Here is a 21,408-nt window from a genome sequence, read left to right on the forward strand (position 1 = left end):
AGGACCGCGGATGGACCTGCGGCAGCTGGAGATCGTCGTCGCGGTCGCCGAGGAGGGCGGGTTCACCGCCGCGGCGCACCGCCTGCACACCGTGCAGTCGACGGTGTCCACGGTGGTCCGCGCGCTCGAACGCGACCTCGGCACGTCGTTGTTCGAGCGCACCACCCACCGCGTCGCGCTCACGCCGGCGGGGCGGGCGTTCCTGCCCGCCGCGCGCGCCGCGTTGAAGGCGGCGGAACATGCCCGGGCGACTGTGGACGGGGCGCGCTGGAAACTCGACGGCCGCGTGCGGATCGGGGTGATGCCCGGCGCGTGGCCCGACCCGCACCGTGCCCTGGCGGCAGTGCGCCGGGAGCACCCCGGGGTGCAGGTGCAGGTCCTCCTGGTCCCGCCGCGGCAGCTGCGCTCGGCGGTGCACGAGTCCAGTGTGGACGCTCTCGTCGCCGTCGAGGACTGCGTGGCCGGTGACGGTCTGGTCAGCCGGCCGCTGCGGCGCGAGGCCATGGTGCTGGTGACTCCCGCGGGCGATCGCGGCGCCGACCGGCCGGTCACCGCCGCCGACGCGGCCGCGGCGGCGGTCGTCGACTTCGCTCCGGGCTGGGCCAACCGCGAGGCGACCGACCGCGCGTTCCACACCGCGCAGGTGCGTCGCACCGTAGCCCACGAGGTCACCGACGTCGCCGCCGCGGCGGAGCTCGTCCGCCACGACCTCGGCGCGTGCATCCTGCCCGCATCCGTGGCCGCGCGGTTCGCCGATCTCACCTCACGGCCTTTCTCCCGCGGCGGCCCGACCTGGCACATCACCGTGACCCGTCCGGCGGGTGATCCCCCGCCGGCGGTGGCGGCCGTGCTGCGGCACCTGACCTGACGCCGCAAGACCTTTCCGCGGTCCCGGGCCTGCGCCATGATGAGATGTGCTGCTACGCCAACTGGAGTACCTCGTCGCACTCGCGCGAGAACGTCACTTCGCCCCCGCCGCCGACGCCTGTCACGTCTCGCAGCCCTCGCTGTCGGCCGCGATCCGGAAGCAGGAGCACGAGCTGGGCGCGCCGATGTGCGCCGCGGCCGGCGGTTCGAGGGCCTGACGCCCGAAGGCGAGCGCGTGCTGCGGTGGGCCCACCGGATCCTCGCCGAGTGCGACGGCCTGCGCCAGGACCTCTCCACGATGCGCAGCAGTCTCTCGGGTGTCCTGCGCGTCGGCACGATCCCGACGTCGCTCACCGCCGCGACGTTGCTCACAACTCCGTTCTGCGAACGCCACCCGCACGCCCGCGTGACGCTGGAATCCCCTCCGTCGCGGGAGATCACGCGCCGGCTCGCGGAGTACGAACTGGACATCGCCCTGACCTATGTGGACGACGAGGAGCTCGGCGCCGTCCGCACCTACCCGCTCTACTAGGAGAGGAGCGCTACCTGCTCCTGACCCCGCGCGACGGTGAGCTCGCCGGGCGCGAGCGCGTCCGCTGGGCCGAGGTCGCGACGATGCCGCTCGCTCTCCAGGGCCCGCATGATCGCGTCGCGGTCGGCGATGCGGGCGCGGGCGGTGTTGATCAGGTACGTCCCGCGCTTCATCGTGGCGATGAGCTTGTCGTCGAACAGGCCCTCGGTCTCCGCGTGCAGCGGCGCGTTGATCGTCACGACGTCGCAGAGCGGCACCATGTCCGCGGCGCTCTCGTGGAACGTCACGCCCAGCTCCTGCTCGACCTCGGCCGGCAGGCGGTGCCGGTCGGTGTAGTGCAGGTGCACGTCGAACGGCTTGAGGCGGCGCAGCACCGCGGTGCCCATGCGGCCGGCAGCGACCGTGCCGACGTGCATGCCCTCGAGGTCGTAGGAGCGCGCGACGCAGTCGGCGATGTTCCAGCCGCCGTCGAGCACCGTCTGGTAGGAGGGCAGGTAGTTGCGCACCTGCGAGAGGATCATCATCACGATGTGCTCGGCGACGCTGATGCTGTTCGAGTACGTCACCTCGGCCACGGTCACGCCGCGGGCGATCGCGGAGTCGAGGTCGGTGTGGTCCGAACCGATGCCGGCGGTGATCACGAGCTTGAGGTTCTTCGCCGGTACGCCGATCCGCGACGAGTACCTCATCGTCGACGGCGGCAATCTCGCCGGCACGGGTGCGCACTCGTACTCGGCCAAGCGCTGAACCCTGCGACAATGGCCTCTTTCGCCGCGATTGCCCCGCGGCGAAAGAGGCCTTCCTCGTGCGTGGCGCCGGTGCGCAGCCTTCTGGATCTCGCTGCGGGACCTCAGCGCTCGACGAGCTGCAGCGGGTCGTGCAGGCCGAGCCGGTCGGCTCGCGTGTAGACGTTCATCGAGCTGCCACGCAGGAACCCGACGAGTGTGAGCCCGACCTCCTCGGCCAGCTCCACCGCCAGCGACGAGGGCGCGGAAACCGCCGCCAGCAACGGGATTCCCGCCATCGCCGCCTTCTGCACCAGCTCGAACGACGCCCGCCCGCTGACCATCAGCATCGTGCCGGTCAGCGGCAGCCGGCCCTCGCGCGCGGCCCAGCCCACGACCTTGTCGACCGCGTTGTGCCGCCCCACGTCCTCGCGCACGCACAGCAGCTCTCCGGCGGCGTCGAAGAGCCCGGCCGCGTGCAGGCCGCCGGTGCGGTCGAACACTTTCTGCGCCGATCGCAACGCGTCGGGCAGGCCCGTCAGCACCTCCGGACCGACGGCGAGCTGGTCAGCGGTCACCGGCCACCGCAACGTCGTGCGCACCGCGTCCAGGCTCGCCTTGCCGCAGAGGCCGCACGAGGACGTGGTGTAGAAGTTGCGTTCCATCGACGGGTCGGGCAGTGGCACGCCGGCGCGCAGCACGACGTCGACGATGTTGTAGGTGTTGGAACCGTCCACAGTGGCCCCGGCGCAGTACCGGATCCCGGCGATGTCGGCGCCCTGGCGCACGATCCCCTCGCCCACCAGGAACCCGGCGGCGAGGTCGAAGTCGCTGCCGGGCGTGCGCATGGTGATCGTGAGCGCCTTGCCGGCCACGCGGATCTCCAGCGGTTCCTCGGCGCTGAGCGTGTCCGGGCGCATCGTGAGCTCGCCGTCGACGACGCGGAACACGCGGCGTCGGCTCGTCATCCGGCCCATGGGGCCACCTCCGGGATCAGCGCGCGGGAAGCAGGGACTTGGGCCGGCCCGGCTGCGTCAGCCGTCCGGTGAGAACGGCGCCGGCCAGGCTGAAGATCCCAGCCGCGGCGAAAGCGCCGAAGTAGCCGTGCGCCGTGACCACGAGGGCGGCGAGCCCGATGCCGAGGAGCGCGCCGACGGCCTTGGCGCTGTAGAGCACACCGAAGTTCTGCAACGCCGACTCCTCGCCGAAGTACTCGCGCACCAACCCGGTCAGCAGGGTATAGCAGCAGCCGTTGCCCAGCCCGGCGAGCGCGGCGCCGAACACGAGGCCGAAGGCCTGCCGGTGCTCGCCGGAGTAGAAGAGCACGAACTGGCCGATACCGCCGGCCACCAGGGCCAGCTGCAGGATCCGGCGGCGACCCACGCGGTCGGACAGCCACCCGAGCAGCACGCGGCCGGTGCCGGTCACGCCGGCGAGCACCGCGAGCGCGACCGCCGCGAGGCCCGTGCCGCCGCCCTGCTCGGCGACGAACGTGGCGAGGTAGGCGAGGTCGAACAGCAGCACGGCGGCGGCCAGCACCACTGTGACGTACAGGGCGAAGGTCGTGCCGCAGCGCAGGAGCTCGGCCGGCCGGTAGTGGCGGACGGCGGGGCGGTTGACCGAGACGGTGCGGTTGCGGACCTTGTCCCGCGCCCACTCGCGCGGGTCCGGCGCCCCGGACGGCCACCAGTTGCGCGGCGGATAGCGCAGGAGCACGCCCGCGCCGACCACGATGACGAGCACGAGCGCCGCCGTCACGTCGAGCAGCACGCCGCGGTTGCCGAAGCTGAGACCGAAGCCGGCGACGAGCACGAAGGGGACGCTGCCGTAGGCGAAGGCACCGCTCACCGCGCCGACTCGGGTGGCGGTGTGGTCGGGGAACCAGCGCATCACGGCGCCGACGCACGTCCCGTAGACCAGCCCCGTGCCGATGCCGCCGAGCAGCGAGTAGCCCACGAACACCACGGCCAGGCTCGACGCGTGGCCAAGCGTCACGAGCCCGATCGCGCACAGGATCCCGCCCAGCACCACCGCGAACGACGGCGAGAGCCGGCCGCGGTCGCGCAGCCACGCGGCGGGGAACACCACGCTCGACTGGGCCACCGCCCACACGGCGAGTGACACCACCACTTCGGTGAACGTCCAGCCGTGCGCGCCGGTGAGCACCGGCGCGATGGCGCCGAAGCCGTACTGCTGCAGCCCGGCCGCGAACATCGCGGCGCCGCTGAGCCAGAGCATCCAGCTCCTGGATCGGCCGAGCAGGTCCAGATCGCTTTCCCCGACCCGGTACCGGCGTCCGTAGACGTCCTTCACTTCGCGAACCGCGGTGGTGGTCCGGTGCTCGGACATGGCGTCACCCGCTCGACTGGATGTTGTATTCAGTATGGAGTAGTCCGGTTATAGCACCCACGCTGCACCCTGTCCACGGGCGTCGCCCGACGGGCGGAGCGGGCTCAGTCCCCCAGCACACGTGGCGCGGGCAGCACGGCTTCGGCCTCGACCGGTTCCCACCTGAGCAGGCCATCGGTGCCTCGCCGGACGCGGCCGAACGCCTGGTCCCCGAAGTGGATGCCGAATCCGATCGCGCCGGGCCGCTCCAGCTCCTCCACGATCCGGCGACGGGCCGCGAGCACGCCCGCGGCGTCGACGTCGGGCAGCGAAGGCCAGTCGGGGTGGGTGATTTGCGCGGGAATGTGGAAGACGTCGCCGAACGCGATCACACGCTGCTCCCCCGCCTCGATCACGTAGGAGGTGTGACCCGGGCTGTGGCCGGGTGTCACCAGCGCGTGGACACCGGGGAAGACCTCGTCGCCGTCGCCGATCACCTGGTGCGTGCCCGCCAGCGGCTCGATCACCTCGGCCCGGCCCGGCGCTCCCGGGATGAGCTCCCCGCGCCCGTGCGGCGCCCACTCCTGCGCGGCGACGAGGTAGGTGGCCGCCGGGAAGAACTTGCGGCCGTCGACGAACGCCCAGCCGGTGTGGTCCACGTGGAGGTGCGTGAACGCCACGGCCTCGATGTCCTCCGGCTTGTGGCCCAGCGCGGTGAGGGTGTCGGGCAGGGCGCCGGAATCGCTGAAGGCGACCGGTTCGCCGCCGATTTCGACCGGGTCGGTCGCGACGCCGAGCCCGGCGTCGACGAGCAGCGACCGGCCGTCGCGCTCCACGAGCAGGCCGCCCGCGGACGCCGTGACACGTCCCTTCGCGTCGAGCACCTCGGGGTGTTCGGTCCAGTAGGCGGCCGGGATGGCGGGGAAGAACGCGCCGGGCACCATGGCCAGCGCGCCGTCGACCACATAGGTGAACCGCACTCCCCCGAGCTGCAGCACCCGTACCGCCGACTGCTCGTCAGCGCTCCCGCCATCACGCACTCCCCTCTCGGACTCCTCGAGTTGATCATGCCTCCGTCAGCGCCCGGCGAGCGAGCGGATCCCGGGCGGGAGGTGACCGAGCCCACCTCCCCCGGCCAAGAACCGGACAATCTCCTCCTGCAGGGCGCGGGCGGCGCGCGTGAGTTCGACGTCGCGGCGGAAGGCGAGCCGGACGACGCGGCTGAGGCCGGGTTCGGTGAACTGCGTCATCCGGAACCGGTCCCCCACCACGGTGCTCGGGACGACGGCCAGACCAAGACCTGCCTGCACGAGCTCGAGCACGGCGTCCATCTCACCGCCCTCGATGGCGAAGGCCGGGTCGAAGCCGGCGGCGCGGCAGGCGTTCACGGTGGCCTCGCGCAGGTCGTAGCCGCGGCGGAACATGACGAGCGGCCGGCCCTTCAGGTCCTGGATGGCGAGCCGCCCGCGCACCGGCGCCGGCTCGTGCTTCGGCGAGATCACCACGAGCTCCTCGACGAACAACGGCGTGCTTTCCAGTCGGTGATCGTCGCGGACCCGGCTGTCGACGATCATCGCGAGGTCGAGCCCGCCTTCGGAAAGGTCGGTCTGCAGGTCGCGAGAACCGCTCTCGTGCAGCACCAGCTCGATGCCGGGGTAGGTGCGCCGGAACGCCGCGAGCATCACCGGCAGCAGGCCGGTGCACAGGCTCGGCGTCGCGCCGAGGCGCACCCGGCCGCGGCCCAGTTCGTCGAGCTCGCGGATCGCCCGGTACGCCGTCTCGGTCTCGGCCAGGATGCGCCGCGCGATCGGCAGGAGCGTCTCGCCGGCCTCGGTGAGCGTGACGTTGCCGCGGACACGGTGGAACAGCGTGGCGCCGACGTCGCGTTCGAGCGCGCGGATCTGTTGTGACAGTGAGGGTTGCGCCACACGCGCCTGCTCGGCCGCGCGCGTGAAGTGCCTCGTGTCGGCCACTGCCAGGAAATATGCCAGCTGCTGGAACTGCATGGAGCTCATCATAGGCTTTGGCTCTGGGCACGAGAGGAATCATGTGTTTGCCCTCTCGTTGACGCGGACCTAACGTCGGAGCCGTGGCAAGTGAACTCGCCACCGCCCGGCGCAAACGCTCGGCGGTGCGGCTTTTCTGGGAATCGTCGATCGGCAAGAAGGTCGTGATGGCGGCGACCGGACTGCTGTTCGTGGTCTGGCTGCTCGCGCACATGGCCGGCAACCTGAAGATCTTCTTCGGGCCGGAGACCTTCGACCACTACGCGGCCTGGCTGCGCACGATCGGGGAGCCGGCGCTGCCGTACGCGTGGTTCCTGTGGGTCCAGCGCGCGGTCCTGGTGGTGGCGCTGGTGCTGCACGTCACGGCGGCGGTACAGCTGTCCAAACGCGACCGCCGCGCGCGGCCGGTCCGGTACGCGCACGGGCAGCGGCCGCGGGCGACCTTCGCCACGCACACCATGCGCTGGGGCGGCGCGACGCTCGCGGTGTACATCGTGTGGCACATCCTCGACCTCACCGTCGGGGTCGCGAACCGGGACTTCGTGGAGGGGCAGCCGTTCCACAACGTCGTCGCCGACTTCCAGGTGTGGTGGGTCAACGTGATCTACCTGGTGGCCCTGCTGATGCTCGGGCTGCACATCAACCACGGGTTCTGGAGCGCCACGCAGACGCTGGGGATCAAGAGCGCGACCAAGGACCGCACGGTCAAGACCGTCGGCACCGTCCTGGCCGTGGTCATCACCGGCGGCTTCATGATCGTGCCGATCTCCGTCATGACTGGATGGGTGAGCTGAGCATGCTCGACTACACGATCGGCGAGCCGATCACCGACACCAAGGCGCCGTCCGGGCCGATCGACGAGCGGTGGAGCGCGCGGAAGTTCTCGGCGAAGCTGGTCAACCCGGCGAACCGGCGCAAGCACCGGGTGATCGTGGTCGGCACCGGCCTGGCCGGTGGATCCGCCGGGGCGACACTGGCCGAGCAGGGTTACCACGTGGTGCAGTTCTGCTTCCAGGACTCGCCGCGGCGCGCGCACTCGGTCGCGGCCCAGGGCGGCATCAACGCGGCGAAGAACTACCGCAACGACGGCGACTCCGTGCACCGGCTGTTCTACGACACGGTCAAGGGCGGCGACTTCCGATCACGGGAGTCCAATGTGTACCGGCTGGCCGAGGTGTCGGCGCAGATCATCGACCAGGCCGTGGCGCAGGGCGTGCCGTTCGCGCGCGAGTACGGCGGGCTGCTCGACACGCGCTCGTTCGGCGGTGTGCAGGTGCAGCGGACGTTCTACGCGCGGGGCCAGACCGGGCAGCAGTTGCTCATCGGGGCCTACCAGGCGTTGTCGCGGCAGATCGACGCCGGGAACGTCGAGCTGCACCCGCGCACGGAGATGCTCGACCTGATCGTGGTCGACGGCCGGGCCCGTGGCATCGTCGCGCGCGACCTCGTCACCGGCGAGGTCACCACGCACCTGGCCGACGCCGTCGTGCTGGCCACCGGCGGGTACGGCAACGTCTTCTACCTCTCCACCAACGCCAAGGGTTCCAACGCCTCGGCGATCTGGCGGGCCCACAAGCGGGGTGCGTACTTCGCCAATCCCTGCTTCACGCAGATCCACCCGACGTGCATCCCGCGCTCCGGCGACCACCAGTCGAAGCTGACGCTGATGAGCGAGTCGCTGCGCAACGACGGCCGCATCTGGGTGCCGAAGGAGAAGCAGGACCCGCGGCCGCCGTCGGAGATCCCGGAAGACGAACGGGACTACTACCTGGAACGCCTCTACCCCAGCTTCGGCAACCTGGTCCCCCGTGACATCGCGTCGCGGGCGGCGAAGAACATCTGTGACGCCGGCTACGGCGTCGGACCCGGCGGGCTCGGGGTGTACCTGGACTTCGCCGACGCCATCCAACGGCTCGGGCGCCCGGCCGTCGAAGCCCGCTACGGCAACCTCTTCGACATGTACCAGCGCATCACCGCGGAGAACCCGTACGAGGTCCCGATGCGCATCTACCCCGCCATCCACTACACGATGGGCGGGCTGTGGGTCGACTACGACCTGCAGAGCACGATTCCCGGCATGTTCGTGATCGGTGAGGCCAACTTCTCCGACCACGGCGCCAACCGCCTCGGCGCCTCGGCGCTCATGCAGGGCCTGGCCGACGGCTACTTCGTTCTGCCGGCGACCCTCAACGACTACATCGGACAGGGCGGGTTCACCGACGTCGCCCTGGACGACCCCGCCGTCGTCGAGGCGCAGACCGGCGTCCGCGACCGCCTCGACCGGCTCCTCGCGGTGAACGGCACGCGGTCGGTGGACTCGTTCCACCGCGAGCTGGGCCTGATGATGTGGGACCACTGCGGCATGGCCCGCACCGCCGAAGGCCTGCGCAAGGCCCTCGAACGCGTCCCGGAACTGCGAGCCGAGTTCTGGCGCGACGTCCGCATCCCCGGCACCGGCGAGGAGCTCAACCAGGAGCTGGAGAAGGCCGCGCGCGTCGCCGACTTCCTCGAGCTCGCCGAGCTCCTGCTGCTCGACGCCCTCGTGCGCGAGGAGTCCTGCGGCGGGCACTTCCGGGAGGAACACCAGACTCCCGAGGGCGAGGCCGCCCGCGACGACGAGAACTTCTCGCATGTCTCGGCCTGGGAGTACGGCGAGAAACCCGTGCTGCACAAGGAACCCCTGAACTTCGACTACGTCCACCCCACCCAGCGGAGCTACACGTGAAACTCACCGTGCGTGTCTGGCGCCAGTCCGGCCCCGACACCGAAGGACGGCTCGTCGACTACGCGATCGACGGCATCAGCACCGACATGTCCTTCCTCGAAATGCTCGACACGCTCAACCAGCAGCTCATCGAGGCGGGCGAACAGCCGGTCGCGTTCGACCACGACTGCCGTGAAGGCATCTGCGGCTCCTGCGGTGTCGTCATCAACGGCCAGGCCCACGGGCCGGAGACGACCACGACGTGCCAGCTGCACATGCGCGCGTTCTCCGACGGCGACGTGATCGACGTCGAACCCTGGCGGGCCAAGGGTTTCCCCGTGATCAAGGACCTCGTCGTCGACCGCTCGGCGTTCGACCGCATCATCCAGGCCGGCGGCTACATCACCGCCCCGACCGGTGCGGCTCCCGACGCCCACGCGACGCCGGTGCCCAAGCCCGACGCCGACCTCGCCTTCGACAACGCCACCTGCATCGGCTGCGGCGCCTGCGTCGCGGCTTGCCCCAACGGCTCGGCAATGCTCTTCACCGCCGCTAAGGTCAGCCACCTCAACTCCCTGCCGCAGGGCCAGCCCGAACGCGCGCAGCGAGTGCTGGACATGGTCGACACCATGGACGCCGAAGGCTTCGGCGGCTGCACCAACAGCGGCGAGTGCACGCTGGCCTGCCCCAAGGGCATCCCGCTGACGAGCATCACCACGCTCAACCGCGAGTTCCTCAAGGCGGCGCGCAAAGCCGGCAAGTGACCTACCCGGCTGTCCTACTCAGCGAAGACGCGGCGTAGCCAGTTGGCCCGGCTCGCCCGCGCCTCGCGGGACATCGGGGCGTGCGGGACGACCTCGTCGAAGCCGTGACACCCGCCCGGCCACACGTGCAGCTCCGCCTGCCCGCCCGACTGCCACAGGCGTGAGGCGTAGGCGACGGCCTCGTCGCGGAAGGTCTCGACCGAGCCGACCTCGATGAACGCGGGTGGCAGGTCCGAGAGATCGGCGGCGCGGGCGGGCGCGGCGTACGGGGAGACATCCGGACCACCGGCGGCGGTACCCAGGAGCGCGGACCAGCCGGTGGCGTTGGAGACGCTGTCCCACACGCCTTCACCGACCAGTTCGGTGCTCGACGGCGTGCTCGCGCGGTCGTCGATCATCGGGCACACCAGCAGCTGCCCCCGCAGGGGCGGGCCGCCGCGGTCGCGCGCCATCAGCGCGGTGGCGGCCGCGAGCCCGCCGCCGGCGCTGCCGCCCGCCACCACGAGCCGGGCGGGGTCGATGCCCAGCTCGGCGAGGTGCTCGCCGACCCACGTCAGACCGGCGTAGCAGTCCTCGACGGGCGCGGGGTGCGGGTGCTCCGGCGCGAGGCGGTAGTCGACGCTCACCACGACCATCGGGATCTCCGCCAGCCAGCCGAGCAGCCAGTCGGCGCCCGTGCGGTTGTTGCCGGCCATCATGCCGCCGCCGTGCATGAAGTACACGCCCGGCAACGGCACGGTGGGGTCGGCGCCCTTCGGCCGCAGCACCAGCAGCGGAACGCCGGCGTCGACTTCCTCCACGTCGGCGTGCTCGCCGATCTCGCCCACGGTCATCGTGTGCCCGGCCGCCGTCAGCTCACGCAGCCGGCCCACGAGCTCCGGCGTCACCGACGACGGCAGCGCCTCGTTCACCGCCACCAGCGCCGCCGCGATCTCGGGGTCGAAGGTGGGTGCACCCTCTGCATGCCGCCTGCTCCTCTCGGGATGTCGGCCCCCGACGCTAGGGCCCGAGCCCGCCTCGGTGAACCCGTCACGCGGCGGCCGTTGCCCGCCACGCGGCGGTCAGCGGCTCCGGCGGAACCGGCGCAACACCAACGCCACCGTGAGCCGGGTCCGCCCGGCCGGCGTGGCGAACCCGTAGCCCAGCGCCTGCGCGAGCAGGTCGACGCGGCTCTGCAACGTCGAGTGGTGCACGTGGAGCGCTGCCGCGGCCGCCCGCAGGCTGGGCTCCGCCGCGACCGCGGTCAGGGTGGCGAGCGCCCACGGGTGCGCGGCGAGCACGCGTTCGAGGTGCGTCACTTCCGCCGCGGCCGCCGGTGAGTCGCACCCGTCGGCGAGCGCAAGCAACCCACCCACCTCGGCGGCGTCCACATGGGACGGCCCCGGTTCGTCGACGGCGGTGAGCCGCAGCGCGAGAACCGCCTGCCCGTAGGACTCCGGCAGATCCCGCAAGGCGACCGCCGGTCCCGACGCCGACCGCACCGCCGGGCCGGCCCTCGCAGGTGATCCGGCCGGGTCGATCGTCACCACCAAGCCGCCGAGCCGGGCCGCACCGGGCGGGTGCGGGCCGCCCGCGCAGACCGTTACGACGAAGGAGCCCTCCGGCGACAACCCGAGCCGCCGGGCCGCGGCCAGCCGGGCGGCTTCGTAGGCGGTGGCGTCCACCAGCAGCTCCACCGCCGCCGCGTCACCTGACGGGAACCCGGCACCCGTGCGGTCGAGCACGATCCCGACCGTCGCGGCGAGCCGGTCCACGAGCACGCGGTCGAACTCCGCCCGGCCCGGCTCGTCAGCCATGCGTTCCACCCACACGAGCGCGCCCGCGTAGCCCGGCAGCGGCACCGAAAGCCCGGCGACCTCGCCGTCCACCCGCCGGCCGTCCGGTTCCACTCGGACGCGCAAACGGCGACCCGGAGCGACGAGACCCGCGGCGCAGCGGGCGAGCACGGCCGCGGCCCGCACCGTCGCCTCGAGACCGGCGCGGGCTTCCACGAGGGCGTCGAAGTGGGCGACCACCTGCAGGGCGGCCCCGGCTCCGGGGTCGATCGCCCGCATGCGCCCGGCCAGCTCACGCAACGTCGGTCACCTCCACGGCGCCCAGCGTACGGGCCGCCGCCGGCTCAGAAGCCCGGCGCATTGCGCAGGTTGGTGCGCGCGAGCTCGATCATCTTGCCCACGCCGCCGTTGAGCACCGTCTTGCTCGCCCCGAGCGCGAAGCCGCGGACCTGCGCGCCGGTGATGTGCGGCGGGATCGACAGCGCGTTGGGATCGGTCACGAGTTCGACCACGGCCGGTCCGGGGTGGACGAACGCCTTCGCCAGCGCCTCCCGCACATCGCGCGGGTCTTCGACGCGCGTCGCGTGGATACCGCACGCCTCGGCGATCGCGGCGAAGTTCACGGGTGCCTGGTCGGTGCCGAAGTCGGGCAGGCCGTCCACGAGCATCTCGAGCTTCACCATGCCGAGCGTGGCGTTGTTGAACACCACCACCTTCACCGGGATGTCGTAGGCCGACAGCGTGAGCAGGTCACCCATCAGCATCGCGAGGCCGCCGTCGCCCGAGAGCGACACGACCTGGCGGCCCGGCTGGGCGAACTGGGCGCCGATCGCGTGCGGCAGCGCGTTGGCCATGCTGCCGTGGCGGAAGGAGCCGAGCACGCGACGGCGGCCGTTGGGCGTCAGGTAGCGCGCGGCCCACACGTTGCCCATGCCGGTGTCCACGGTGAACACCGCGTCGTCGTCGGCCACCTCGTCGAGGACCGCGGCGGCGAACTCCGGGTGGATGGGCCGGCGGTGCTCGATCTTCGTGGTGTAGGCCGAAACCACCTTCTCCAGCTTCCGCACGTGCTCGCGCAACATCCGGTCGAGGTAGGTGCGATCGGTCCGTTGGCGCAGCAGCGGCAGCACGGCCTCGATCGTCGCCTTCACGTCACCGTGGACCGCCAGCTCCAGCGGAGTGCGGCGGCCCAGGCGCGCGACGTCGGTGTCGACCTGGATCGTGCGGGCTTGCGGGAGGAAGTTGTCGTACGGGAAGTCCGTGCCCAGCAATACGATCCGGTCGGCCGCGTGCATCGCGTCGTAGCAGGCGCCGTAGCCGAGCAGGCCGCTCATACCGACGTCGAACGGGTTGTCGTACTGGATCCACTCCTTGCCGCCGAGCGAATGGCCGACCGGAGCGTTGAGCCGCTCGGCCAGGGCCAGCACCTCGTCGTGCGCGCCGCGGGTCCCGGCGCCGGCGAAGAGCATCACCTTCTCGCCGGAGTCGAGCAGGCGCGCCAGCTCCTCGATCGTCGCGGCCGGCGGCACGACGGGCGACGGCGTGACGAGCTGGACCTTTTCCGCACCCGGCTTCGCGGGCTTGCGGTCGGCGATGTCGCCCGGGATGGTCAGCACCGACACGCCGCCCTTGCCGACGGCCGTCTGCATCGCGATCCGCAACATCCGCGGCATCTGCTCCGGCTGGGACACGAGCTCGCTGTAGTAGCTGCACTCGGTGAACAACTGCTCCGGGTGCGTCTCCTGGAAGAACCCCGTGCCGATCTGCGCCGACGGGATGTGCGACGCGATCGCCAGCACCGGCGCGCCGCTGCGGTGGGCGTCGAAAAGCCCGTTGATCAGGTGCAGGTTGCCCGGGCCGCAACTGCCCGCGCACACGGCGAGCTTTCCCGTCACCTGGGCTTCGGCCGCGGCCGCGAACGCCGCCGCTTCTTCGTGGCGCACGTGGACCCACTCGATGCCGTCGGTGCGGCGCACCGCGTCGACGATCGGGTTCAGGCTGTCGCCGACGATGCCGTAGATCCGTTCAACACCGGCATCGCGCAGGGTCCGCACGAGCTGTTCGGCCACAGTGGCCATGAGCCACGCTCCTCTCTCGGAAAACCTGCCTCCAGCATGTGCTGCCTGCCGGTATGCGTCCAATGCCTCTTTCTCCTCGATTCCATGCCGTGGCAGTATGTATGGCATGGATCTGCACGTGCTGCGACTCTTCCGGGAGGTGACCCGCGGGGCGACGGTGACCGACACGGCGGCCCGCGCGCGGCTCACCCAGCCCGCGCTTTCCCGTGCGCTGCACCGGATCGAGCGCGAGGCCGGCGCCGCCCTGTTCCAGCGTTCGGGCCGCGCGCTGCGGCTCACGCCCGCGGGCCACGCCTTCGCGACCCACGTCGACGCGATCCTGGAGCGCTACGACGAGGGTCTGCGCGCCGTCGCCGAAGCCGTCGATCCCGAGTCCGGCGTGATTCCGCTGGCGTTCCTGCACACGTTCGGCACCTGGCTCGTGCCGCCGGTGGTGAGCAGCTACCGCGCCGCGCACCCCAGGGCACGGTTCGAGCTGCGTCAGCACGGCGAGGAAGGCCTGGCGCGCGAACTGCTCGACGGCACGGCGGACCTCGTGCTCACCAGCGGCGACCCGGGTGACCCGCTGATCCACTGGGTCCGGCTGCTGGAGGAACCGCTGCTGCTGGCCGTGCCGCCGAAACACCGCCTCGCACGCCGCAAGCAGGCCCGCCTGGCCGACGTCGCCGAGGAGTCGTTCATCCTGCTGCGCCGGGGATACGCGCTGCGCGAGACCACCGAACAGCTGTGCGCGCAGGCCGGGTTCACGCCGCGCGTCGGGTTCGAGGGCGAGGAGGTGGAGACCCTGCGCGGGCTCGTCACGGCGGGGCTCGGCGTGTCCCTGCTGCCGCTCCCCCACACCGCGACCTTCCCGCCCGCGGCGACCGCGCCGACGACCCCGCACCTGCGCGTCACGGACGTACCCGCGGCAAGAGACATCGGTCTGGCCCAGCTCGCCGGACGGGTGCTCCCGCCGGCGAGCGAGACGTTCCGCAAGCACGTGCTCGCCACGGCGCCACGCGCGTTGCCGACCTGAACCCGTTGCCAGGCAAGAAAAATCCCCGGCACCACGCGGGTGCCGGGGATCTCCGGAAAGGTCAGCTCACGCCTTGCGGCCGACGACCCCCGCGACGCACTTCGCCGAGTCGCTGAGCGGGGTGAGCCGCGGGCCGTCCGGCCACCACTCGTCGCAGACGGACATGCCGGGGCCGCTGGTCGCGTTGGGCGGCAGCAGTTCCAGGCCCGGCAGCATCCCTTCGATCTCCGCGCGTGTTCGGAAGCGGCCGGCGCCGAGCGGGCCGGACACGAGGATCTCCTCGATCCGCTTCGCGACGGCGGTCAGCTCCGGCACCTCGGGGTCGTAGAAGTGCGCGAGCGCCACGAACGAACCCGGTGCGAGGGCGTCGATGTACTGGCGCATCACCTCGACAGCGCCGTCGCCCTCGAAGTGGTGGATGGTGCCGATGTGCAGGAGGCCCAGCGGCTGCGAGAAGTCGATGTACTCGCGCACGGTCTTGTTCTCCAGCACCAGTTCCGGCCGGAAGATGTCGGCGTCGACCATGTGCGTGTACTCGTTCTCGGCCAGCAGCGCGCGGCCATGGGCGAGCACCACCGGGTCGTTGTCGACGTAGACCACGTGCGCGTCGCGGTGGGCGCGCTGCACGATCTGGTGGGTGTTCTCGGCGGTCGGCAGGCCGGAACCGCAGTCGAGGAACTGGCGGATGCCCGTCTGGTTGGCCAGCATCCGCAGCGCGCGGTTGTGGAAACCGCGGTTGCCGCGCGCGATGTGCACGGCCTCGGGGACGGCCTTGCTGATCTTATCCATGACCGCGCGGTCGACCTCGTAGTAATGGTTGCCGCCGAGGAAGCCGTCGTAGATCCGCGCGATGCTCGGCCGGTTCGGGTCGACCCCCACGGGAACCTGGCTGGGCGACAGCGTGGACGGCGGAGCGCTGGGCATGGGCACCTCGCAAGGCGGCTCGGGGGCGGCTTTGACCCACTCAGAGTAGTACCTTGACCCCCTCCGGTTACGTGAGGTCGTCCGTTCAGCTGCACGTCGGGCGCGGAAATCGGTGCTACCTGCGCCTTCCGCGCCCGTCAGCCGCGGTGGCGGCTCGGTGGCTGCTGGTGGCGGCTGCTCCAGTCCTGGAGGTACGAGCTCACGGCCGAGCTCCAGAGGTCCCCCGACGTCGTGCCTGCCGACGTCCCGTGCGGCGCGCTCGGGTGCTCGCCGGCCGGCTGCCGCGAGGACTTCTGCCCCTCGGTGGTGCGCACGGTGGTGTGGTCCACCTGGTCGGTCGCCGTCGGCAGCGTCGGGCTCGCCGTCATGGTGGTGACCGCCGGCGGCGCCGACGAGGGCTTCGACGGCGCGACCGGCACTTCCGCGGGCCGACCGGCCGAGCCGCTTTCCGGCGCGGGCCACAGCGCCCACGTGCCGAGCCCGGCCAGCGCGACGACCACCGCGCCGGCGATCACCACGTACCGCGTATTGCGCCGGTTCGCCACGGGCGGCGAGGTCTGCGTCCGTTCGGTTTCGTGCTCGGGCCCCGAGGCGGCGAACATCGCGTCGAGCCCCAGCGGCAGCTCGCCGGCGATCGACTGCGTTTTCGTGACCGGGCCCTCGCCCGAGGTGCGCGGCGCGGTGGCGGGCTCGGGGTACAGCCCGCTCGGATCGGGCTCGGGCTTCGGCCGCTTGACCAGCGGTGGCCGCTCGCCGTCGATGCGCGGCATCGGCGCCGTCTCCGACAGGCTCACCAGCTTCGCGACCGAGTCGAGCTCATCGCGACCTGCGCCGGGCCCCGTGTCTGCCATCCAGACCTCCACACCGCCGGGACCGCGAGCCCGCGGCACGACCGGCGGCAAGATCCTATGAACCTCCGCCCGATCGGGTAAACCCGCCCCCACTTGCTCACCCAGGGTGACGGAATTTCACGGGTGACACACGGCCCCGCGCACCGGCATGGGCCGGCTGAAGTACACCTCGACACCGTCCGTGCCCTGGATCTGGAAGCAGTACCTGCGCCTCCGGGGCCACCGGCACCCTCATCGTCAGCACGCGCTTCGCGAGCACCACGCGGTTCGGCTCGCCTTCACCCGACACGACCACCGCGAAGTCCAGCTCACGCGAGCTGGTCCAGGTCGGCGCGATCTCGTCGCCCAGGTCCTGCGGCGGCGCCAGGTCGACCCGCGCGCCAGGGCACGCCGGTCAGCCACACCGACCTGCTCGACCACGGCTGGGACGCGATGGACCACCCGGACTCCACCGTGCTGCCCGGGCGGATCAGCCGGCTGCGCGGCAAGCTGGGCGACCCGCCGCTGATCCAGGCCGTGCCCGGGGTCGGCTACGTGCTGGCCCCCGCCTGATCCGGAACCGTCCACAGTGGAGTCCCCCGATCGTCGGGGACCCCTCCCGGAGGGGCCGGCCTAGTCTGCGCCCACCGGGGAAAGGGAGTCGGAGATGCGGGTTCGGTCGGCGGTCGTGCTGGGAGCGTTCGCGCTGGCCGCGGCCGGGTGCACCACGGGCGGGCACGCGCTGCCCCCGCCGTTGCCCCCGGTGCCCGCCGCCGCCCGGGCGCTCGTGGCGTGGTCGCAGACGGTGTGCACGAGCGTGCAGGCGCTGCAGGGCCTGCAGGCCGGGATCGACGAGGTGAACCACACCGCGGCCGACCCGTCGCAGGCCGACTTCCTCGCCTCGGAGATCAGCTCCTACGTCAGCGGCATCACGGGGCGGATCGGCCAGGCCGGGTCGGGACTGAAGTCCATGCCGCCGTCGGGCGTCAAGGCCGCGGACGCCTTCGTCACGCAGCTGCGCAAGTCACTCGACGACGTGACCAAGAAGGCGCCCCCGGAGACCACCGCGCAGCCGACGCTGGCGCAGGCCCGCGAGCTCGCCACCGCCGTCGCCGCGCTGAAGCCGGCGGCCGCCGACCTGACGACGGCGGTGCGCGGCGACGCGAAGCTCAACGCGTCGTACAACGTCGCGTCCGCCTGCGCGCCCCTGCAGCAGTTCGGTCCCGTGGACGACGCCGCGCCGACGCGCCCGCTCGTGGCGTGGGCGGACACGATGTGCGGCGCGGTCACCGCCACCGCGGCTCTGAAGGCGCAGAAAATCGAAGACCTCGTCATCACCGATCCGCGTTACGCCCGCCTCAGCGGCTTCGACCTGAGCAGCTTCATCTCTTCGGCCGGCTCCGGCGTCGCCCAGCTGGTCGAGACGCTGGGCACCGTCACACCCTCGGGCATCCCCGCGGCGGACAAGTACCACGACAGCCTGCTCGCCTCGCTGCGCGCGGTGGTACCGAAACTGCCGTCGAGCGATTCTCGGATGCCCGACCTGGACTTCCAGCCCGTCGAGCAGCTGAAACCACAGGCGCAGCAGATCATCGGGGTGCTGGCGACGATCGCCCTGCCCACGCCCGACCTGCCCACGATCGCGGCCGCGAACCCGGTGCTGGCCCACTCTCACGACGTCGCCCCGCAGTGCCGCCCGCTCGGCTCACCGCCCCCGACGCTGCCGCCCGCCGCCAACGGCACCGATCTGGGCGCGTGCGCCGGCGGCAAGTGCCAGGTCCTCGTGACCGGCCAGGCCGACATCACCGCGAGCGGCATGACGTTCACCGCGTCCGTCACCTCGAGCGGCGTCCGCATTCTCCAGGCCTCCGGCGAGATGAGCTTCGGTGTCGGTGGCAGCGGATCCTTCGGCACGGCGGGCCACATGGTGACCGTCCGCCTCTCCGGTGTCCTCGACGGCAAGGCAGTGCTGGACATCTCCACGGGGTGATCAGCGCCGGAGGGTGAGCTCGAACTCGCGGAAGCCGTGCCGGTGGTAGAACGCGAGGGCGTCGGTGTTGGCGGCATAGGCGGTTACCTCGAATCGGTCCGCACCGTTGTTTCTCGCCCATTCGTCGAATCGCTCGACGAGCGCGGTGCCCATCCCGGTTCGGCGTTTCTCAGCGGCGACTCGCATGCTTTCGAGAATCGCCGTGACGGCACCGGGGCGCAACGAGTCGTGCCGCCGGAGCCGGCCGACGAGGTGCCCGGCGACGCCGTGTTCTCCCTGTGCGACAAGGCAAAGCGCGTCCTCGTCGGTCAGCAGCGCGGTGTAGTAGGCGGAGCCTTCGCGCCGCGGCCAGGCGAGGTCCATCCGGTCGTCGTGGCGGCCGCCGTCCTCGCGGAACAACGCGTCCACCGAGGACACGAGCGCCGGAATCAGTTCCGCGGATACCGCGGTGACGATGTGGTCCATTCAGGAAACGGTAACGATGTCGATTAATCATGTAAATATCGAATGTGTAGTGACCTCAACCGGCGAGCTGGAAACGCACGCCGAGGCGACCGCCGAGACGTGCCGGCGGACCTGAGCGCTTCGCGGGCGGCGGGAAAACGAGGTGTCCCCGCCAAGTCCGATCAGTAGTCTTCCCGGGCCACCGACACCCTGGAGGATCCCGCCATGGCCCCGTTCCCGCCGCTCGAACCGTATGCGCACGGCCTGCTCGACGTCGGCGACGGCAACCGGATCTACTGGGAGACCAGCGGCAACCCCGACGGCAAACCGGTGGTGTGCGTGCACGGCGGCCCCGGCGCGGGCGGGACACGCAACAGCCGTAAGGGGTTCGACCCGGAGAAGTTCCGCATCATCCTGTTCGACCAGCGCGGCTGCGGCGAAAGCGTACCGAACATCGCGGACCCGGCGGTGAGCCTGGAGCACAACACCACCCATCACCTGATCGCCGACATGGAACGCCTGCGTGAGCACCTCGGCGTCGAGAAATGGATGCTGTACGGCGGCTCCTGGGGCGCGACGCTCATGCTCGCCTACGCCGAGCGCCACCCCGAACGCGTTTCGGATCTGGTTCTGATCGCCGCCTTCACCAGCACTCCCGACGAGGTCGACTGGCTCTACCGCGGCCTCGGGCGGCTGCTGCCCCGCGAGTGGGAGGCCTTTCGCGCCGGCGCACCCGAGGCCGAACGCGACGGTGATCTGCTCGCCGCGTACTCCCGTTTGCTCGCTTCGCCCGACCGAGCGGCGCAGCTGAAGGCCGCGCGCGACTGGTGCGCCTGGGAAGACGCCGTGATCGCGCACGAGATCAAGGGCAAACCCGGCCAGTACAGCGATCGCCCGGAGGAAGAGCTCATCACGCTCGCCCGCATGTGCGCGCACTACTACGGCCACCACGCGTGGCTGGAAGCCGGCGAGATCCTGGGGAACGTCCACCGCCTCCACGACATCCCCGCCGTGTTCGTCCAGGGCCGGCTCGACCTGAGTGTGCCGCTGCGGGCGGCGTGGAACCTCGTGCAGGCCTGGCCGTCCGCCGACCTCGTGGTGATCGACGACTCCGGCCACACCGGCAGCCCCGCCATGGGGGAGGCGGTCACGAAGGCGATCGCCGGCTTCGAACCCGCGTGAGTCAGGCGCGGTCGAACGTCACGTCCAGCCGGTACGGACTACCCAGGCTGAGCCCGACCTGCCGCCGGATCTCCGCACCCGGGGCGAGGCTGAACCGTGTGGTCCGGGCCAGCAGCTCCTCGAACGCCACCGCCAGCTGAATACGCGCGAAGTGCAGGCCCAGGCAACGGTGGATGCCGAAGCCGAACGACACGTGCGGCACGTTCGGACGGTCGGATACCAGCTCGTCGGGCCGCTCGAACCGCGCCGGATCGCGGTTGGCCGCGGCGAAGAACACGGCGACGCGCTCCCCCGCCTTCACCGGCGTGTCCCCGATCTCGGTGTCCTGGGTGGCCGTGCGCGCCATGAACGCGACGGTGGTCTCGAGCCGCAGGAACTCCTCCAGCTCCCGCTGCCAGCCGCCGGGATCGCGCAGGATCGGCTCGACGTCGTCGCGGGTAGCCAGGTGATAGGCGATGTTCGCGATCACCCCGCGCGTGGTGTCGAGGCCGCCGAGGAACAGCGTGGTCACCATGCCGAGCCGTTCCTCGAGGGTGAGCGCCCGGCCGTCGATCGTCGCGGTGACGAGGGCGCGCAGCACGCCGGCCTCGCCGTCGTCCGGCTTCGCTTCGGCTTCGGCCAGGGCCTCCATCGCCAGGCCCGCGAGTGTCTGGAACGCCTCGGGACTGCTGGTCACCGCGGCCTCCTTGGCGGCCGCCACCCCGCGGTCCACGAGGTCGCGGTTGTCCGTCGCGAAGACGATCCGTGCGAGCGAGCCGGCGCTGAACGGGATCGCGAAGTCGCCCACGATATCGCACGCGCCGCGGTCCACAAAGGACTCGATCGCCGTGCGCGCGAGCTCACGCAGCTGCGGCTCGTACCGCGCGAGAGCGGCGCGGGTGAAGAACGGGTTGAGGATCCGCCGGTACTCACGGTGGCCGGGCGGGTCCGTGTCGATCGGGATCACCCGCACCGGCACGCCGCGGATCGCGGGCTGCGCCGAGCTGAACAGCTCCGGCGCGGCGCAGACCGCCCGCACGTCCTCGTACCGGGTGAGCAGGTGGTAGCCGCCGTCGGCGTCGGTGTGCGGGACGGGACAACCGCTTCTGGCGGCCGCGGCCGCCGCCAGCAGGTTCTCGCGCTGGTCTTCGGCGTACAGGTCGACGTTCGCCAGGATCTCCTCGACCGACTTGGCCACGTGTCCTCCCCACTCCGAGGACTCACCACCGTAGGGGCGCGCGGGGCACGCGGCATCGGCCGCACGG

22 protein-coding genes are annotated in these 21,408 nt (G+C 71.5%); 10 read left to right on the forward strand and 12 right to left on the reverse strand.

What is annotated here, in order from left to right:
• Positions 1-10: 10 nt before the first annotated feature.
• From AB0M56_RS19670 to AB0M56_RS19680, 3 genes are read left to right on the forward strand one after another with little or no spacing between them, the layout of a single operon-like run.
• Positions 11-868, forward strand: a complete 858-nt coding sequence (locus AB0M56_RS19670) for a LysR family transcriptional regulator (protein WP_364177920.1) — start codon at positions 11-13, stop codon at positions 866-868.
• 46 nt (positions 869-914) lie between these two features.
• Positions 915-1,085, forward strand: a complete 171-nt coding sequence (locus tag AB0M56_RS19675) for a LysR family transcriptional regulator (RefSeq protein ID WP_364177923.1) — start codon at positions 915-917, stop codon at positions 1,083-1,085.
• A 17-nt stretch (positions 1,086-1,102) separates the two neighbouring features.
• Positions 1,103-1,399, forward strand: a complete 297-nt coding sequence (locus AB0M56_RS19680; protein WP_364177926.1) for a LysR substrate-binding domain-containing protein — start codon at positions 1,103-1,105, stop codon at positions 1,397-1,399.
• Here AB0M56_RS19680 and AB0M56_RS19685 read toward each other — a convergent pair.
• The 5 genes from AB0M56_RS19685 to AB0M56_RS19705 form a co-directional block, all read right to left on the reverse strand.
• Positions 1,396-2,040, reverse strand: coding sequence for an NAD(P)-dependent oxidoreductase (locus AB0M56_RS19685; protein ID WP_364177929.1), 645 nt, complete (start codon positions 2,038-2,040; stop codon positions 1,396-1,398). The genes AB0M56_RS19680 and AB0M56_RS19685 overlap by 4 nt on opposite strands.
• A 209-nt stretch (positions 2,041-2,249) precedes the next feature.
• Positions 2,250-3,101, reverse strand: a complete 852-nt coding sequence (fdhD, locus tag AB0M56_RS19690; RefSeq protein WP_364177931.1) for a formate dehydrogenase accessory sulfurtransferase FdhD — start codon at positions 3,099-3,101, stop codon at positions 2,250-2,252.
• A gap of 16 nt (positions 3,102-3,117) precedes the next feature.
• The gene (locus tag AB0M56_RS19695; RefSeq protein WP_364177934.1) at positions 3,118-4,473 is read right to left on the reverse strand and encodes an OFA family MFS transporter; all 1,356 of its coding nucleotides are present in this window, start codon (positions 4,471-4,473) and stop codon (positions 3,118-3,120) included.
• 104 nt (positions 4,474-4,577) lie between these two features.
• Positions 4,578-5,492, reverse strand: coding sequence for an MBL fold metallo-hydrolase (locus tag AB0M56_RS19700; protein WP_364177937.1), 915 nt, complete (start codon positions 5,490-5,492; stop codon positions 4,578-4,580).
• 36 nt (positions 5,493-5,528) lie between these two features.
• Positions 5,529-6,458 carry a LysR substrate-binding domain-containing protein gene (locus AB0M56_RS19705; RefSeq protein ID WP_364177940.1) on the reverse strand — a complete coding sequence of 310 codons (930 nt, stop codon included), beginning with the start codon at positions 6,456-6,458 and terminating at the stop codon, positions 5,529-5,531.
• A gap of 83 nt (positions 6,459-6,541) precedes the next feature.
• Here AB0M56_RS19705 and AB0M56_RS19710 point away from each other — a divergent pair, with 83 nt between their 5' ends.
• Genes AB0M56_RS19710 through AB0M56_RS19720 form a run of 3 tightly spaced genes read left to right on the forward strand, consistent with a single transcriptional unit; the run spans position 6,542 to position 9,926 of the window.
• Complete coding sequence (locus tag AB0M56_RS19710; RefSeq protein WP_364177943.1) at positions 6,542-7,252, forward strand: succinate dehydrogenase cytochrome b subunit; 711 nt, start codon at positions 6,542-6,544, stop codon at positions 7,250-7,252.
• 2 nt (positions 7,253-7,254) lie between these two features.
• Positions 7,255-9,183: a fumarate reductase/succinate dehydrogenase flavoprotein subunit gene (locus AB0M56_RS19715; protein ID WP_364178325.1), complete on the forward strand. Its 1,929-nt coding sequence runs from the start codon at positions 7,255-7,257 to the stop codon at positions 9,181-9,183.
• The gene (locus tag AB0M56_RS19720; RefSeq protein WP_364177946.1) at positions 9,180-9,926 is read left to right on the forward strand and encodes a succinate dehydrogenase/fumarate reductase iron-sulfur subunit; all 747 of its coding nucleotides are present in this window, start codon (positions 9,180-9,182) and stop codon (positions 9,924-9,926) included. The genes AB0M56_RS19715 and AB0M56_RS19720 overlap by 4 nt, the downstream gene beginning before the upstream one ends.
• 14 nt (positions 9,927-9,940) lie before the next feature.
• Here the strand turns inward: AB0M56_RS19720 and AB0M56_RS19725 are convergent, their stop codons facing one another.
• From AB0M56_RS19725 to AB0M56_RS19735, 3 genes are all read right to left on the reverse strand, one after another.
• Entirely contained in the window at positions 9,941-10,843 is a 903-nt protein-coding gene (locus tag AB0M56_RS19725) for an alpha/beta hydrolase (RefSeq protein ID WP_364177949.1), read from the reverse strand.
• A 144-nt stretch (positions 10,844-10,987) separates the two neighbouring features.
• Positions 10,988-12,001: a helix-turn-helix domain-containing protein gene (locus AB0M56_RS19730; RefSeq protein ID WP_364177951.1), complete on the reverse strand. Its 1,014-nt coding sequence runs from the start codon at positions 11,999-12,001 to the stop codon at positions 10,988-10,990.
• A gap of 44 nt (positions 12,002-12,045) precedes the next feature.
• Positions 12,046-13,779, reverse strand: coding sequence for a pyruvate dehydrogenase (locus AB0M56_RS19735; RefSeq protein ID WP_364177954.1), 1,734 nt, complete (start codon positions 13,777-13,779; stop codon positions 12,046-12,048).
• A 106-nt stretch (positions 13,780-13,885) separates the two neighbouring features.
• Here AB0M56_RS19735 and AB0M56_RS19740 point away from each other — a divergent pair, with 106 nt between their 5' ends.
• Positions 13,886-14,794: a LysR family transcriptional regulator gene (locus tag AB0M56_RS19740; protein WP_364177957.1), complete on the forward strand. Its 909-nt coding sequence runs from the start codon at positions 13,886-13,888 to the stop codon at positions 14,792-14,794.
• 66 nt (positions 14,795-14,860) lie between these two features.
• On the opposite strand, the gene AB0M56_RS19745 is transcribed toward AB0M56_RS19740, so the two are convergent.
• The gene (locus AB0M56_RS19745; protein ID WP_364177959.1) at positions 14,861-15,718 is read right to left on the reverse strand and encodes an SAM-dependent methyltransferase; all 858 of its coding nucleotides are present in this window, start codon (positions 15,716-15,718) and stop codon (positions 14,861-14,863) included.
• A gap of 137 nt (positions 15,719-15,855) precedes the next feature.
• Entirely contained in the window at positions 15,856-16,569 is a 714-nt protein-coding gene (locus AB0M56_RS19750) for a hypothetical protein (RefSeq protein ID WP_364177962.1), read from the reverse strand.
• Positions 16,570-16,692: 123 nt separating this feature from the next.
• Between AB0M56_RS19750 and AB0M56_RS19755 the strand changes: the two genes are divergently transcribed.
• Together AB0M56_RS19755 and AB0M56_RS19760 are read left to right on the forward strand one after the other, a co-directional pair.
• Positions 16,693-17,121: a winged helix-turn-helix domain-containing protein gene (locus tag AB0M56_RS19755; protein WP_364177965.1), complete on the forward strand. Its 429-nt coding sequence runs from the start codon at positions 16,693-16,695 to the stop codon at positions 17,119-17,121.
• 94 nt (positions 17,122-17,215) lie between these two features.
• Positions 17,216-18,538 (forward strand): hypothetical protein, encoded by a 1,323-nt coding sequence (locus tag AB0M56_RS19760; RefSeq protein ID WP_364177968.1) that lies wholly within the window; start codon positions 17,216-17,218, stop codon positions 18,536-18,538.
• Here the strand turns inward: AB0M56_RS19760 and AB0M56_RS19765 are convergent, their stop codons facing one another.
• Complete coding sequence (locus AB0M56_RS19765) at positions 18,539-19,003, reverse strand: GNAT family N-acetyltransferase (RefSeq protein ID WP_364177970.1); 465 nt, start codon at positions 19,001-19,003, stop codon at positions 18,539-18,541.
• Between the two features lie 204 nt (positions 19,004-19,207).
• Here AB0M56_RS19765 and pip point away from each other — a divergent pair, with 204 nt between their 5' ends.
• The gene (gene pip, locus AB0M56_RS19770; RefSeq protein WP_364177973.1) at positions 19,208-20,164 is read left to right on the forward strand and encodes a prolyl aminopeptidase; all 957 of its coding nucleotides are present in this window, start codon (positions 19,208-19,210) and stop codon (positions 20,162-20,164) included.
• A 1-nt stretch (position 20,165) separates the two neighbouring features.
• On the opposite strand, the gene AB0M56_RS19775 is transcribed toward pip, so the two are convergent.
• The gene (locus AB0M56_RS19775) at positions 20,166-21,341 is read right to left on the reverse strand and encodes a cytochrome P450 (protein WP_364177976.1); all 1,176 of its coding nucleotides are present in this window, start codon (positions 21,339-21,341) and stop codon (positions 20,166-20,168) included.
• Positions 21,342-21,408 lie beyond the last annotated feature (67 nt).

Source organism: Amycolatopsis sp. NPDC051372 (assembly GCF_040682095.1).
In the GTDB taxonomy this organism is placed as follows: Bacteria; Actinomycetota; Actinomycetes; order Mycobacteriales; family Pseudonocardiaceae; genus Amycolatopsis.